The organism is Desulfurivibrio dismutans, assembly GCF_029210385.1.
GTDB lineage: Bacteria > Desulfobacterota > Desulfobulbia > Desulfobulbales > Desulfurivibrionaceae > Desulfurivibrio > Desulfurivibrio dismutans.
The window spans coordinates 121,113-135,581 of sequence record NZ_JARGDQ010000008.1 but is presented as its reverse complement, the minus strand read 5'-3'; the positions used below and the strand labels follow the sequence as shown (position 1 = coordinate 135,581).

General features: G+C 59.5%; 12 protein-coding genes and 1 tRNA gene. 9 read left to right on the top strand and 4 right to left on the bottom strand.

Annotated elements, in window-relative coordinates; all coding sequences use genetic code 11:
- Positions 1-64: 64 nt before the first annotated feature.
- On the top strand, positions 65-382 hold the full coding sequence (locus P0N66_RS10425) for a cupin domain-containing protein (protein ID WP_275805082.1): 318 nt from the start codon (positions 65-67) through the stop codon (positions 380-382).
- A 174-nt stretch (positions 383-556) separates the two neighbouring features.
- On the opposite strand, the gene P0N66_RS10420 is transcribed toward P0N66_RS10425, so the two are convergent.
- A complete protein-coding gene (locus P0N66_RS10420) occupies positions 557-1,942 on the bottom strand; it encodes a sigma-54-dependent transcriptional regulator (protein ID WP_275805079.1) in 1,386 nt (461 codons plus the stop codon).
- A gap of 89 nt (positions 1,943-2,031) precedes the next feature.
- Between P0N66_RS10420 and P0N66_RS10415 the strand changes: the two genes are divergently transcribed.
- Positions 2,032-2,107: transfer RNA gene (locus P0N66_RS10415), tRNA-Thr, on the top strand.
- A gap of 76 nt (positions 2,108-2,183) precedes the next feature.
- Here the strand turns inward: P0N66_RS10415 and P0N66_RS10410 are convergent.
- Entirely contained in the window at positions 2,184-3,866 is a 1,683-nt protein-coding gene (locus P0N66_RS10410; protein WP_275805077.1) for a L,D-transpeptidase family protein, read from the bottom strand.
- A 57-nt stretch (positions 3,867-3,923) separates the two neighbouring features.
- The gene (locus tag P0N66_RS10405; protein WP_275805075.1) at positions 3,924-4,484 is read right to left on the bottom strand and encodes a YcbK family protein; all 561 of its coding nucleotides are present in this window, start codon (positions 4,482-4,484) and stop codon (positions 3,924-3,926) included.
- Positions 4,485-4,714: 230 nt separating this feature from the next.
- Here P0N66_RS10405 and pssA point away from each other — a divergent pair, with 230 nt between their 5' ends.
- From pssA to P0N66_RS10375, 6 genes are read left to right on the top strand one after another with little or no spacing between them, the layout of a single operon-like run.
- A complete protein-coding gene (gene pssA / locus P0N66_RS10400) occupies positions 4,715-5,560 on the top strand; it encodes a CDP-diacylglycerol--serine O-phosphatidyltransferase (RefSeq protein ID WP_275805073.1) in 846 nt (281 codons plus the stop codon).
- Positions 5,561-5,620: 60 nt separating this feature from the next.
- Positions 5,621-7,162 carry a 2-isopropylmalate synthase gene (locus P0N66_RS10395; protein WP_275805071.1) on the top strand — a complete coding sequence of 514 codons (1,542 nt, stop codon included), beginning with the start codon at positions 5,621-5,623 and terminating at the stop codon, positions 7,160-7,162.
- Entirely contained in the window at positions 7,159-8,190 is a 1,032-nt protein-coding gene (locus P0N66_RS10390) for an aspartate-semialdehyde dehydrogenase (RefSeq protein WP_275805069.1), read from the top strand. Before P0N66_RS10395 ends, P0N66_RS10390 begins: the two co-directional genes overlap by 4 nt.
- A gap of 26 nt (positions 8,191-8,216) precedes the next feature.
- Entirely contained in the window at positions 8,217-8,813 is a 597-nt protein-coding gene (rsmD, locus tag P0N66_RS10385; protein ID WP_275805066.1) for a 16S rRNA (guanine(966)-N(2))-methyltransferase RsmD, read from the top strand.
- Entirely contained in the window at positions 8,806-9,333 is a 528-nt protein-coding gene (gene coaD / locus P0N66_RS10380; protein WP_275805064.1) for a pantetheine-phosphate adenylyltransferase, read from the top strand. The genes rsmD and coaD overlap by 8 nt, the downstream gene beginning before the upstream one ends.
- 29 nt (positions 9,334-9,362) lie before the next feature.
- Entirely contained in the window at positions 9,363-11,546 is a 2,184-nt protein-coding gene (locus P0N66_RS10375) for a molybdopterin-containing oxidoreductase family protein (RefSeq protein WP_275805062.1), read from the top strand.
- Between the two features lie 43 nt (positions 11,547-11,589).
- Here the strand turns inward: P0N66_RS10375 and P0N66_RS10370 are convergent, their stop codons facing one another.
- On the bottom strand, positions 11,590-12,216 hold the full coding sequence (locus P0N66_RS10370; protein WP_275805060.1) for a class I SAM-dependent methyltransferase: 627 nt from the start codon (positions 12,214-12,216) through the stop codon (positions 11,590-11,592).
- Between the two features lie 424 nt (positions 12,217-12,640).
- Between P0N66_RS10370 and P0N66_RS10365 the strand changes: the two genes are divergently transcribed.
- Positions 12,641-14,443: a methyl-accepting chemotaxis protein gene (locus tag P0N66_RS10365; RefSeq protein WP_275805057.1), complete on the top strand. Its 1,803-nt coding sequence runs from the start codon at positions 12,641-12,643 to the stop codon at positions 14,441-14,443.
- Positions 14,444-14,469 lie beyond the last annotated feature (26 nt).

Here is a 14,469-nt window from a genome sequence, read left to right as displayed (position 1 = left end):
GAAAGTGGCAACCAATTTGTGTTATCCTGTCTTTAATCGAATTATCAACCAGGAGGATAACACCATGAAAAAGATTTCCTTAAACGACAGCAACCAGTACGACGACAAAACCTTCAAGCGCTTCCTGCTGCACGATTCGGCTTACTTCCGGGTGCTCAACTTCAACCTCAAGGCCGGTCAGGTCTTTCCGGTCCATTCCCATCCGGCCGAGGGGCAGCTTACCATCCAGGTGGTGGCCGGCCGCGGCGAGTTTCTGGGGGCCGAGAATCTCACTCTGCCTGCTGAAACCGGCGATATCCTGGTCAGCGATATCAGCGAGCCCCACGGGGTAAAGGCAGTGACCGACATGCGCATTCTGGTAACCATCGCCCCGCCGATCTGATCAGCGAGTATGTTTGAGGCATGGGGCCAATTCTATGGTTGGCCCCATGTCTTGATGGCCAACTGGCGGCCGTAACCATGCAGGGCGCGTTGCAGTATTCAGAGACTGTATATTGAGGTATAAGTTCCGTTTTGTGGCCATCTAAAGCGGATCTGAGCTAGGGTTGACTTCTTATCAGTCCAGGCCGTACTTGTTGATTTTACTCAGCAGCGTTTTGCGGGTAATTTGCAGGCGGCGGGCGGACTCACTGCGGTTGCCGCCGGTTTCCTCCAAGGTCTTGCGGATGACCTGTTTTTCCGCTTCTTCCAAAGAAGAAGGCAGAGCGTCTGCCTCTGCAACCGATGAAGCGTCTTCCTCGGCTTCGATACCGGCGCGGCGCAGGCTCAGCGGCATGCTTTGTTCATCAAGGTAGTCTCCTCGCATCAGAATCACCCCCCGCTCAATGGCGTTTTCCAACTCCCGGACGTTGCCCGGCCAGGGATGTTTCAGCAGTAGATCCATGGCTCGTGGGGTGATTCCTTCCACCCGCCGCCGGTTGCGGGCGGCAAATTTTTCGACAAAGTGGGCGGCCAGTAGAGGGATATCTTCGCTCCTTTCCCGCAGCGGGGGAACCAGCAGGGTTACCACATTGAGGCGATAATAAAGATCCTCGCGGAACTTGCCTTCCTGCACCGCTTCTTCCAAGACTCGGTTGCTGGCGGCCAGCACCCGGGTGTCGACCCGGAGGGTTTCCTGGCCACCCACCCGTTGGATTTCGTGCTCCTGTAGTACCCGCAGCAGTTTGGCCTGCATGGCCGGGGAGGTTTCACTGATTTCGTCGAGGAAAAGGGTCCCTCCCGCGGCCTGAATAAACTTGCCCTCCCGACGCCGGTCGGCTCCGGTGAAGGCCCCTTTCTCATGGCCGAACAGTTCTGATTCCAACAGGCTTTCCACCAGGGCCGCGCAGTTGACCTTGACCAGCGGGCCGTCTTTGCGGACGCTGTTGCGGTGCAGGGCGGTGGCCACCAGTTCCTTGCCGGTGCCCGATTCGCCGCTGATCAGGACGGTGGCCTCGGTGGGGGCCACGTAAGCAATCATCTCCAGCAGCTCACGCATGGCCGGAGAGTTGCCGATGATCCCCGCTTGGTCCAAATGACCGATGGGGTCGCCATCCCGGCGGCTGCGGCGGGATTCTTCCACCTGGCGGTGGTCCAGGGCTTTGGCCATGGTCAGCCGCAGCCTTTCAAAATCCAGAGGTTTGGTCAGGTAATCCCGGGCGCCGGCCTTCATGGCCTCCACTGCCGAGTCCACCGAGGAGTAGGCGGTCATGATAATCACCGGAATGGCCGGGTTGTGCGCCTGGATGCGGCGCAGCGCCTCCATTCCGTCCATACGGGCCATGCGGACATCCATCAGCACCGCATCGAAGGGCTGCTCTTCCACCGCCGCCACCGCCTGCGCTCCATCCGCCGCTTCCGCGCTATGCCAGCCCCATTCAGCCAGCATGGCTCGCAGCATATACCGGTGGGCTTCGTCGTCGTCCACCACCAGGATTTTAACGTCTGTAATAGGTGCCTTCATAAGCAATCTTTTAGCACTTGCCTCCATAAATTGCCACTGGCGAAATGTGCTCGTATCGGTTAAAAAAGGCACACGCTGAAAGGCGCAAAGCCAACGTAGCTCAGTCGGTAGAGCAGCTGATTCGTAATCAGCAGGCCAGCGGTTCGATTCCGCTCGTTGGCTCCAGTCAATTCAACGGCTTACGGTACACATCGTAAGCCGTTTTTTTTGTGGCGATTTCTTGGTCTGGTTTTTTCTCCGGTCAGCGGGAGGCCAGCATGGGGGGCGGGGTGGTCAGGGCCCGGGCCAGCAGGTCGTCGCGCTCATAAATGTCATTGCGGAACTGGACCGAGCCATCCGGGGCCACCCAGGCGGTCCAGTAGACCAGGTGCACTGGTACCGGCGAGGGCAGCCGTACATGCCGGTTGTGGCTGGCGTCGTCGATCAGGGCTGTGCGCAAGGCTTCAGTGGAGTTCAGTGGAGTGTCGGTGAGCAGGTAAGCGGCCAGGGTCAAAGGCTTTTCCAGGCGGATGCAGCCGGAGCTGAAATTGCGGGTCTGGCGGTGGAAAAGTTCGCGGGCCGGGGTGTCGTGCAGATAGACGCTGTAGGCGTTGGGGAACATGAATTTGATCCGGCCCAGCGGATTGCGGGGGCCCGGATCCTGGCGTAGCCGGTAGGGGAAGGTATTGGGCCGGGAGCGAAGGCGCTCCCAGTCGACGGTGTCGGGTGCAACAGTGGCGGAGTCAGCCTCCCAGCCGTTTAGTACTTTGATGCCGCTTTGCTCAAGATAGTCCGGATTTTCAAGGAGTTCCGGAATAATGTCCTGGGCGGCGATACTGGTGGGGATGTTCCAGTAGGGATTGAGAACCAGGTAAGTTACCCGGTCGCTGAAATTGGGGGTGCGTCGGTAAGGAGTGCCGGTGACCACTCGCATGCTTACGATGGGTTGCTCGTCCTCGACCAGTTCCAGTTTGTTGGCGGCGGTGTTGACCAGAATATGCCGACGGCCGAATTCCTCGGCCAGCCAGCGCCAGCGCTCCAGGTTCAGTTCAAGCTGGCGGATTCTGACCTCCACCGGCACGTTGAGGGTGGTAAGGGTTTGTCGCCCCACCACGCCGTCGGCGACCAGGCCATGGCGTCGCTGAAAGGTGCGCACCGCTTCCTGCAGGGTTTGGTCAAACTCTTCGCCCTGCAGTGCAGCGCCACTAAGATCCCGGCTGCGGTGCAAGCGCTGCCGCAGGGCGACCACCCGGTGGTCGCGGTCGCCAAGCCGCAGGGTGGCGCTGCCCGGCACCCGCGGCCAGCCGCCGTGTTCGGCCAAACGGCGGTAATCGGCCAGGGTGGCTCGTAATTCCCGGTATCCGGTTTGCTGGGGCAGCAGGCCGGCCAGGATTGCCTGTGGATTGCCATCCTCGGTGGTGGCGGCATGGAGGGCCAGGTTCAGCTTTGCCTGGCTGCGTTCGATCTGCCACTGGGCCGTCCCGCTCTCCTGGTTGATCCGGCCGTGCAGCAGATGATAGCCAAGCAGCAGAAAGGCGTCGGTGAGGAGCAGATCAAGCTCGGCGGCCAGGCCGGGAGCGGGGTGGATGGCCAGGAGGCTTGATAGTACCCGGATGGGTTCCAGGTGGTAATCTCTGGGGGCCAGCCCTTCGGCGTCTGCCTCTTTGATGGCGGTCAGCAACTGGTTGGCGCTGTTTCGGGGCAGGCCGGATGTGTCCGTCCAGGCCGGCGCAAAGGAGCGCTGTTGGTAGAAATTTCGCAAGACCGGAGCGTTTCGGAGTGGAATTTGGTGGATTTTCATCGCTTCCGACGGAAACGCGTCTTCCAGCAGTCGCCGGATTGCTTCGCCGGGTTGTTCTTCCCGGCCGTCAGCCGGCAGCGGTAAAAGCAGGGTTAAAGAGAGCAGCAGCAACAGGGGGAGCAGGGGGAGGCGGAGAGCAAGCATGGATATTCCCAGTTAGGGTAGCGACGCCACCGATTTTTTACAGGTAAGGTTAACAGGCTACCAGGCGCGAAAGGCACCGGAATCCAAGTGGACGAAGTCGCTGCGCGGGTAATAACCGACTCCGCCCAGCTTGAGATCAAGGGCCGCCCGGCGCAAATTGGCGGTGCTTATGCCGTGAACGCGCACATCCAGGGCCCGTCCGACCAGGTGCAGGCTGCGTGGCGCCACCTGTCTGCCCTGGCGCAGTAAACGCTTATTATACTCCAGTGAGCGGTAACCGGAAATAATATGAAATTCGTTGCCGCCCCCCAGTTTACTGTCCACCAGGCTGAGATAGTCAATGGCGTCGGGGTCGATGGGGTGGATCTCATCGGTATGGTGGCAGCGCAGCAGGCGGTTGATTTCGGCCAGGGCTGGTGGGATGTGATTGCCTTTGGGGTCCCGGAAGGTTATGGTCAGCTTCTCCCCGGTGTGCAGGTGATACAACGAAAGCCGCCGGGTCGGACTGACCGCCGCCATCAGCTCGTGGGCGCAGGCAAAACCGCTGCCGCCGACCGCCAGGGTGACCAGCAGTGAACGCTTTAAAAAAGACCTGCGACCCGATGGGGGAAATAGCATGGTGCCCTCCACAAGGCAGAAAAACCACTAGTATCAAACGTCGCAATCTACCAGAGCCGACCGTCTTTTGTCAAATCCCGGCGGCCGGCGTCCGGATGATGGATGGTTTCGAGTGGTTTGGGCCACCGGAATGGCCGTGTTTTTCCATTTCGGTTTGACCGGAAATTAGTTATCATGCAAAGATTATTTATTGAATTGATTCGTTAAAACTAGAGTGGTGCGACAAAGAAATGAGTAACCGACGGCGACGATACTTCGGGCGGGGCGGGCAGGACGGCAAAGGACGAATCAGTCTGCTGCCCAGTCTGCTTACCACCATCAGCCTGTTCAGCGGTTTTTATGCCATAGTGGCGGCCATTGAAGGGCAATTTTTTTATGCTGCCGTGGCCATTATTATCGCCGGGGTTTTCGACGGTCTGGACGGCCGGGTGGCCAGACTTACCGGCACCACCAGTGGTTTTGGCAAGGAATACGATTCTCTTTGCGACTTGGTGGCTTTCGGGGTGGCGCCGGCCATTTTGGCCTATCAGTGGGTGCTGCATCCCTTCGGCCGCTATGGTTGGCTGGCGGCTTTCCTGTATGTGGCCACCACCGCCTTGCGGCTGGCCCGATTCAACTCCCAGACGGCCGGCGACGAAGGTAAGAACTTCATCGGCCTGCCCTGTCCGGCGGCCGGCGGCATGATTGCCACTTCTTTTCTGTTCTGCCATTTTTTCGGGATTACCGGGCGGCCCATGGATGTGGTCATGCTGGCGGCGGTTTATCTGCTCTCTTACCTGATGGTTAGTTCGATTACCTACTTGAGCTTTAAAAAGCCGGAAACCCAGCGTAAGAAGGCGTTTCAAACGGTAGTGGGGCTGGTGCTGATGATCATGGTGCTGGCCACCGAACCCCGGGTGACCCTCTTTGCCCTGGGGTTGGCTTACGTGCTGTCCGGGCCGCTGGCGGCGGCTTACCGACGGATCAACTCGGTCCGTAAAGTCGGTGATGAAGAAGAACAAAACAAGGCGCCGGAAGCAACGGGTGGAGAAGAAAGCACCGAAACAACTGCTAACAACGCCGGAACCGATAAATAGAAAAGCATGTACGGCTGGAAACCGGTGTAAGCCGGTGGGGCGGCCGGGGAGAGTTATAAAATGAGCGATAAGATTTTTATTTTTGACACTACCTTGCGGGATGGCGAGCAATCTCCCGGGGCAAGTATGAATATCCATGAAAAATTTCGCCTGGCCCAGCAGCTCAGCAAGCTCAACGTGGATGTGATCGAGGCGGGTTTTCCGGCTGCTTCATTGGGTGATTTCGAATGTGTGAAGAATATTGCCGACAATGTTCGTGGCTCCCAGATTGCGGCTTTGGCCCGTTGTAATGTGAAGGATATCGACACCGCCTGGGAGGCTCTGAAAAGAGGGGAGCACCCTCGGATTCACACCTTTCTGGCCACCTCCGAGATCCACATGCAGCATAAACTGCGGATGAGTCGGGAACAGGTGCTTGAATTGGCCGTGGCCTCGGTTAAGCATGCCGCCAGGTATACCGGTAACGTTGAATTTTCCGCCGAGGACGCCTCCCGCAGTGACCTGGATTTTGTCTGTCGGGTGTTCGAGGCGGTAATCGAGGCCGGGGCCACCACCCTGAACTTCCCGGATACCACCGGTTACGCCCTGCCCGGGGAATACGGGGCCCAGATCCGTTACTTGATGGAAAATATCAAAAATATCGATAAGGCCATCATCAGCGTGCATTGCCACAACGACCTGGGGCTGGCGGTGGCCAACTCTCTGGCCGCCATCAACAACGGCGCCCGGCAGGTGGAGTGTACCATCAACGGCCTGGGCGAACGGGCCGGCAACACCGCCATGGAAGAACTGGTGATGATTCTGCGCACCCGGGGCGAGACTGCCGGGTTGCATACCGATATCACCACCGAACACATTTTTCCCACCAGCCGGCTGGTCAGCACCATCACCGGCATGCCGGTGCAACCCAACAAGGCCATCGTCGGGGCCAATGCCTTTTTGCATGAATCGGGGATCCACCAGGATGGGGTGCTCAAGGAGCGTAGCACCTATGAAATTATGAATCCCAAGGACGTGGGGATTTCCACCAGCAACATCATCCTGGGCAAACATTCCGGCCGCCACGCCCTGCGCGACAAGATCAGGGAGATGGGTTACGCCGATTTGGGCGAGGAAGAGATTAACCGGGTCTTTGAACGTTTCAAGGCGGTGGCCGATCTTAAAAAGGAGATGTTTGAAGAGGATCTGGAGGCCATTATCATGGATGAGGTGCTGCGGGTGCCGGAGGCCTTTCAGTTGCTGCACCTGGGCGCCATGAGCGGCAGTCGCTCGCTGCCCACGGCGGCGGTGAAGATGTTGGTGCATGGCGAGGAGAAAGAGACCGCCTCGCTGGGGGTGGGGCCCATCGACGCGGCCTTCCGGGCCATCGCCGAACTGGCCGGCACCGACAGTAAGCTGCTTTATTTCTCGGTAAGTTCCATCACCGGCGGGACCGACGCCCAGGGCGAAGTAATGGTCCGCATCGAAGACCACGGCAAGGTGGTGGTGGGGCAGGGGGCCGACCCGGATATCATAACCGCCGCCGCCAAAGCCTATCTCACCGGTTTGAACCGATTGGAATACTTGAAACAAGAAAATAAAAGGAGAGAGCAAAAGCAATGAGTCAGCAAGCTGGAAGAAAGTTCAACGTGGCGGTGGCCGGAGCCACCGGCGCCGTGGGCGGCGCGATGCTGGAGGTTCTGGAACGGCGGGATTTTCCCGTCGGTGAGTTGCGCCTGCTGGCGTCATCCCGTTCGGTGGGCAAAAAGCTGACCTTCAAGGGCCAGGAGCATGAGGTGCAGTTGCTGGCCAAAGAGGCCTTTGCCGGTATCGATATCGCCCTGTTTTCCGCCGGCGGTGATCGTTCCCTGGAGTTTGCTCCGGCGGCAGCGGCGGCCGGGGCGGTGGTGGTGGATAACTCCAGCGCTTTTCGCATGGATCCAGAAGTTCCTTTGGTGGTGCCTGAAGTCAACCCCCACGCCATTGCCCAGTACAAGAACAAGGGGATTATTGCCAACCCCAACTGTTCCACCATCCAGATGCTGGTGGCGTTAAAGCCGATCCACGATGCCGTCAAGATCAAGCGTATCGTGGTGTCCACCTACCAGGCGGTTTCAGGCTCCGGCGCCGAAGCCATCGCCGAACTGGAAAACCAGGTAAGGGCATGGGCGGCGGGCCAGCCCTTGCCACGCGAGGTCTATCCGCACCAGATCGCCTTCAACTGTCTGCCCCATATCGACGCCTTCCTGGATAGCGGCTACACCAAGGAAGAGATGAAGATGGTCAACGAAACCCGCAAGATGTTTGAAGACCAAGCCATCGGGGTTACTGCCACCACCGTGCGGGTGCCGGTTTTTTACGGCCACTCCGAGGCGGTTAATATCGAAACCGAGAGAAAGATCAGCGTTGCCGAGGTCCGGGAGTTGCTGGCCACTGCTCCCGGGGTCAAGCTAGTGGATGAGCCCACCCTGAGTCGTTATCCCATGGCCCTGGACTGCGCAGGCAAGTTTGAAACCCTGGTGGGCCGCATTCGTGAGGATGAGTCCATTGCCAACGGTATCAACCTGTGGGTGGTGGCTGACAATATCCTTAAGGGGGCCGCACTGAACACCGTGCAGATTGCCGAAATCGTGGCCCAGGATTACCTCTAGCCTGATGGCTGGCCCGGGCGCTGAAGATGCGAATTATTGCCGGCCGCTGTAAAGGCCGGCGCTTGCGATCCCCTGGCCACCGGCTTGCCGGCGGCCGGGTGCGACCCACGTCGGACCGGGCCCGGGAGGCGCTGTTTAACCTGCTCCAGGAAGAGGTGGCTGGCGCGGCGGTGCTGGATCTTTTTGCCGGCACCGGCGCTTTGGGGCTGGAGGCGTTGAGCCGAGGGGCGGCGCAAGCGCTGTTTGTCGAGGGGAGTCGGGCGGTGGCGCGGCTGTTGCGGGAAAATATCGAAATATGCGAATTTGCGGCGCAAAGCCGGGTGGTGGTGCGTGATTGTGGTGCCAGGTTTGCTTTTTTGCCCCCCCTGGCGCCCGCCGCCGGTTTCAACCTGATTCTGGCCGATCCGCCCTACGGCAAAGGGTTGGCCGGCGCCACTCTGGCAAAGATGGCCGCCATGCCGACTTCGTTTTTTGCCCCCGGCGCGGTACTGGTGCTGGAAACCGGTCAGCAGGAAACCCTGCCGCATATTGCCGGCCCCTTTCAACGCCAGCGGGATTCTCGACGCTACGGTGAAGCCCGCTTTCACTTTTTCAACTATCGGGAAAAGGTGCTCGATGAGTGATTATGAACCCCTGGTGCGGGAAGAGACCAGTCAGCGGATTGCCGTTTATCCCGGCACATTCGATCCGATCACCATGGGCCATATCGATATTATCAAGCGGGCGCTGAGCCTTTTTGACAAGATCGTCGTGGCCATCGCCATTAATCCCACCAAGCAGCCGCTGTTCAGCCTGGAAGAACGCAAGCGGATGATCCGGGATTCCTTTGCCGATGGTGATGATCGTATCGAGGTGGATGAGGTGTCCGGCCTGCTGGTGGATTACGCCTATCGCCGCGGGGCGCGGGCCATCGTCCGGGGCTTGCGGGCGGTGTCCGATTTCGATTATGAATTTCAGCTGGCCCTGATGAACCGCCGCATTGAGCGGGAAGTGGAAACGGTTTTTTTGATGACCGGCTTCCGCTGGATCTACATCAGCTCCAGCATTATCAAGGACGCGGCCCGTCACGGCGGCGATGTCGGCGGCCTGGTGCCGGATCACGTTTGCGAACGCCTGCGGGAACGTTTCATGGTGGAAGGGTAGTCCTTGTTTGACTTTATAGGGAGGAGATAATGTCCGGCAAATCCGGTCTCAGCCGTCGCGCACTGCTTAAAGCCGCCGGGGTGGCGGCCGCCGCTCTGCCGTTGCAATCTTTGCAGGCCGGGGCGATAACCCTGCCCGGCGGGGAAGCATCGTTGTCCGAGGAGCGGCTGGTGCCTACGGTTTGCGGGATGTGCCCGGCCCGTTGTCTGGTGACCGCCACCGTCCGGGATGGCCGGGTGATCTCCCTGGCCGGTACCGGTGACAACCACCTCAATGGCTCCCTGATCTGTGCCCGGGGCATGGCGGCCCCGGATTTGCTTTATGACCCCGACCGGCTGAAATATCCCATGAAAAGGGTGGGGCCCCGGGGTAGCGGGCAGTGGCAGCGAATCAGCTGGGCCGAGGCCATTGACGTCATCTCTCTGCGCCTGGAACAGACCCTGCGCCGCCATGGCCCGGATGCTCTGGCCCTCTTTGCCGCCGGCCCCTCGGCGGCCTATATCAAAGAACTCTTTACCGAGTTGGGTGCCTCCCGGGTCAACGATTCGCACTACGAACACTGCCGTTGCAACCGGGAGGCCGCCTACCTGGCCACCTTCGGCTTTGACCCGGGGGCGCCGGCCCGGGTGGACTATGAGCGCACCCGTTGTCTGGTGCTGCTGGGATCCCATTTCGGGGAGAACCTGATGTTGCCGGAATTCCGCCGCTTCATGGATTCCCAGGAACAGGGCGCCCACTTGATCGTGGCCGACCCCCGACGCAGTGTCATTGCCGCCCAGTCCGATGAGCATCTGATGCTCAAACCGGGCAGTGATACCGCGCTGCTGCTGGGTTGGATCAACTACCTGCTGCAGCGTGATCTTTTCGATCGGGACTATATCGCGGCCCATGCCTTAGGCCTGGATGAGTTGCGGGAACATGCCGCAGCTTATCCCCTTGAGCGGGTTGCCGAGCTGACCGGCTTAAGCCCCAAGGCCATTGAGCAGAGCGCCCGGCGGCTGGCCGCCAGTGCGCCGGCGGTGATCATTCACCCGGGCCGGCACAGCAACTGGTATGGCGATGATGTCGACCGTTTGCGGGCCCAGGCCATTCTTGCCGCCCTGCTGGGGGCGCCGGGCCGGCCGGGAGGAATGCCGTTGCCCGGAGTTAACGAACCTGGGGCTGAAGCCACACCTTATGCCCGGAGCCGCCAGCGGCTGGCCAGGGCATTGCAACCGGACAGCCGTGAACGGGCCGAAGAGATTTTTAAAGATCTGGAGGCCGACCGGATCAAGGTGCTTGGCTGCTGGGGGCAAAACCCTTTTCACGGTTACCCCAATCCCTACCGCACCTCTCTGGCCTGGCGGCGGGCGGAATTCATTTTTGCTTGTGATGTGGTGCCCAGTGAGCCCTGCCTGATGGCCGACATCATTCTGCCCGAGGCCACCTTTCTGGAGCGCAGCGACCGGGTGGAGCTGCGCCGTGAGGTCGAGCCGCCATTGCTGACCGCCCGCTTTCCCGTTTTACCGCCGGCCTTTGAAGCTCGTGATCCTTATTGGATCGTCCGCCAGCTCAGCATTCGCCTGGGGCGTGGCCGGGGTTTGCGGTACCCGGAGGTGAGTTCCCGCCTGGAGCATGACCTGACGACTTGGCGGTTGCGTCTTGATGATCTGCGCCGCGGGCGGGCCTTTGTCTCCCTGCCCGCGGCAGCGGAGCCGCAGTTGGCTGAGTTCAGGTTTCCCACCCTGAGCGGCAAAATTGAACTGGTTTCCCGTGATCTGGCCGAAGCCGCCCAGGCGCCGTTGCCGCAGTTCCGGCCACCGCCGGAGCCCCCGGCCGGTTATTTTCGGTTGCTTTACGGCCGTTCCCAGCTGCATACCTTAAGCAGCACCCAGAACAACCGCCGCCTGATGAGCGAGCAGGGGGAAAACGAACTGTGGCTCAACGAAGAGGTGGCCGCCGGCCTGGGGATGGGTAGCGGTGACCGGGTGCTGCTGGAAAACCAGGATGGCCTGACCGCCCTGCGTACCGTGCGACTTTACGTGAGTCGCGACATCCGGCCGGACTGCGTTTACCTGGTGCATGGCTTCGGCCACCGTTCCCATCTGCTGAGCCGGGCCTTTCATCAGGGAGTGGCCGACGGCTCACTGATGAGCCGCGCCACTGCCAATCCGATTACCGGAGTGCGGGCGTTACGCAACAATTTTGTCCGTATCAGGAAAGAGCGGTCTTGAGCTAGTCGTCCACCAGGGGCAACCTGCGGTGCTGCTGATAAGGTTATCTCTTGCACCATGCCGGCAATTCCGGGTGCAGGCGGGAAAAGCGGGAATCGGTGTCGATAATATCACTGTTTTTGTGGTTGGCAATCAGGATCCCGCCGGGCTGCAGTTTGTCTTCGATCATCTTCTCAAACCGCTGCTGCAGTTGCCGATCGGCAAAAGGGCGGAAATAGTAAATCACCTGAAAGCGGTGATACTCCCGGTATTCCCAGATGTCGCTGTCGCTTACTCGTTCCGGGCCAAACAATTTCCTGGCCACGGCACACGGTTTGCGATCCTTCTCCAGTCCATAAACCTCGAATCCCATCTGCTCGGCCAGCAGCATCACATTGCCGATACCGCAGCCGACATCCAGAAATGAAGGAGCAGGGCTGGCCGGCTCCTCCTGCTCCAGGTCCAGTTGCCGACGGGCTAGAGCCAGCTGGCGGAAAACCTGACGGCTGTCCATGGCCACAAAAGGGTATTCCCGGCTGGTATCGTTGTCGCTGTCGCGACTGGCCTCCCAGGCCAGCAGCCCCAGAAAGCGGTTGCTGACGTTGATGAACACCTCGCAGCGGCTGAAATCTTCTTCGTGTTTTTGGCAATGGTCAAGGTTGGCGAGGGTCGATTGTAAGTGGTGTGGCATCCTGATTTTCCTTCCTGGGAACGAATTGGTCGGCGGCCGCCGCCGGCACAGGGCTGGTCGGCCAAAATGACTTGCTTCTGTATAACAAAAAAGCCCGGTGGCGGGAATCAACACTTTATGATTCCGGGTCCAATTAAAAGATAAAAATTATCAATTAAGCTCTTTACTTTCGTTTTGTAAATGCTATAACTGTTTTCCGGTATGATGCTCAATTCGTTGTTGGCGGGCGATTCATCGGGCTCCTGTGGTAAAGTTCCGTCCGATACATGGTGTCAGTTTATGCTGCGACCCTGAATAATATAACGGCCGGCCAGGTCAGAACTGGGCCGCCGGTCGGGTACGTGCTGTAAGCTCATTGTTTTTTCCGTTGCCGCTCAACAAATTTGGCCGGTTGTCACGATATCTTCACAACTGGAGACGAGTCATGAATTTTTTCAAGAAGCTCAGAATTATCACCATGATGCAGTTGCTGGTGTTTGTGCCGGTGACTTTTTTAGTGGGGGTTCTGCTGTACAACGGCCTGGAGCGCTATCGGTTGTATAATCAGGCCAAGGAACTGCAGGAGTTGGCGGTGGTGGCGACCATGGCCACCGAAATTGCCCACCAGGCCCAGTTGGAACGCGGCATGACCGCCGGCTTTATCGGCAGCCAGGGGCGGCAGTTCGGCACCCGTTTGTCCGGGCAGCGGGCGGCCACCGACCGGGATATCCAGGCTTTGCGCCAATTTATGGCCGATTCTGCCATTGTGCGAAATGACCAGGAAATCAATAACCGCTTACGCCAGGGCATGGCCAACCTGGAGCGGCTGGATGAAATACGCCGCCGGGCCGACTCTTTGGCGATCCCCGGGCCGGAAGCCATCGCTTTTTATTCCGCCGCCATCGAAGGTTTTCTCGGCGCCATTCCGCTGATCGCCGGCGCCAGTCCGGATCAGGAGATCATGCGGGTCCTGACCGCTTATTACAACTTTGTTGAGGCCAAGGAGCGGATGGGGATCACCCGGGCGGTGTTGAGCAACGTCTTTGCCCAGGATCGGTTTGCCGAGGGAATGTTTCAGCGCTATGCCGAATTGCTTTCCGCCCGCCAGGTTTTTTTGAACAATTTCCAAGCTTTTGCCGATGAGCAAAGCCGGCGCTTTTATCGTGAAAAAATGCGGGCAACGGCGGTGGAGCAGGTGGCGGCAATGGAAAAAACGGCTCTTGATCGCTGGCAGGCCGGGGGGTTTGGTATTGATGCCACTCGCTGGTTTGACACCATAACCGCCAAAATCGACCTGATGAAAGAAGTTGAAACCAGGCTGGCCGAGGGAATTGAGGAAATGGCCGGCGAACGCATCGCCCAGGCCCGCAACACCCTGATTGGCGGGGTGGTGGCGGCGACGGTGCTGCTGCTGCTGTTGCTTTTCCTGGCCCGCTTTTTTTCCTTGCTGTTGATCGGTACCCTGGAAGACGTTTCCGATCAGTTACAAAACGGCGCCAGCCAGGTGTCGGCGGCCTCGGAAGAGGTTTCGTCGGCCAGTCACTCACTGGCCGACGGGGCCAACAACCAGGCCGCCGCCATTGAGGAAACCTCGGCCTCCCTGGAAGAGATCTCCTCCATGACCAAGCAGAATGCCGACAATGTCGGCCAGGCCGATATCCTGGTCAGTGAGGCCCGCCAGGTGGTGGAAAGCGCCAATCAGTCCATGCACCAGCTGACCGATTCCATGGCCGAAATCTCGCGAGCCAGCGAAGAGACTTCTAAGATCATTAAAACCATCGATGAAATTGCCTTCCAGACCAATCTGCTGGCCCTGAACGCGGCGGTGGAGGCGGCCCGGGCTGGTGAGGCCGGCGCTGGTTTCGCGGTGGTGGCCGATGAGGTTAGGAATCTGGCCATGCGGGCTTCCGAGGCCGCCCGCAACACCGCCAGCCTGATCGAAGGTACGGTGGGCAAGATCCAGGCCGGAAGCCAGTTGGTGGGTGCCACCGATACCTCTTTTAACCAGGTTTCGGAAAGTATCGTCAAGATATCCTCGCTGATGGGCGAGATCGCCGCCGCTTCCCGGGAGCAGTCATCCGGGGTGGAGCAGATCAACAACGGCGTCTCGGAGATGGATTCGGTGACTCAGCAGAACGCCGCCGCCGCCGAAGAGGCCGCCAGTGCCGCCGAGGAGTTGAACGGTCAGGCCGAACAGATGAAAGAGATGGTGGGCGTACTCACCGCCCTGGTCAAGGGGCGGGATTAAATCTGCGTGTCAGCCCGCGGTGCGTT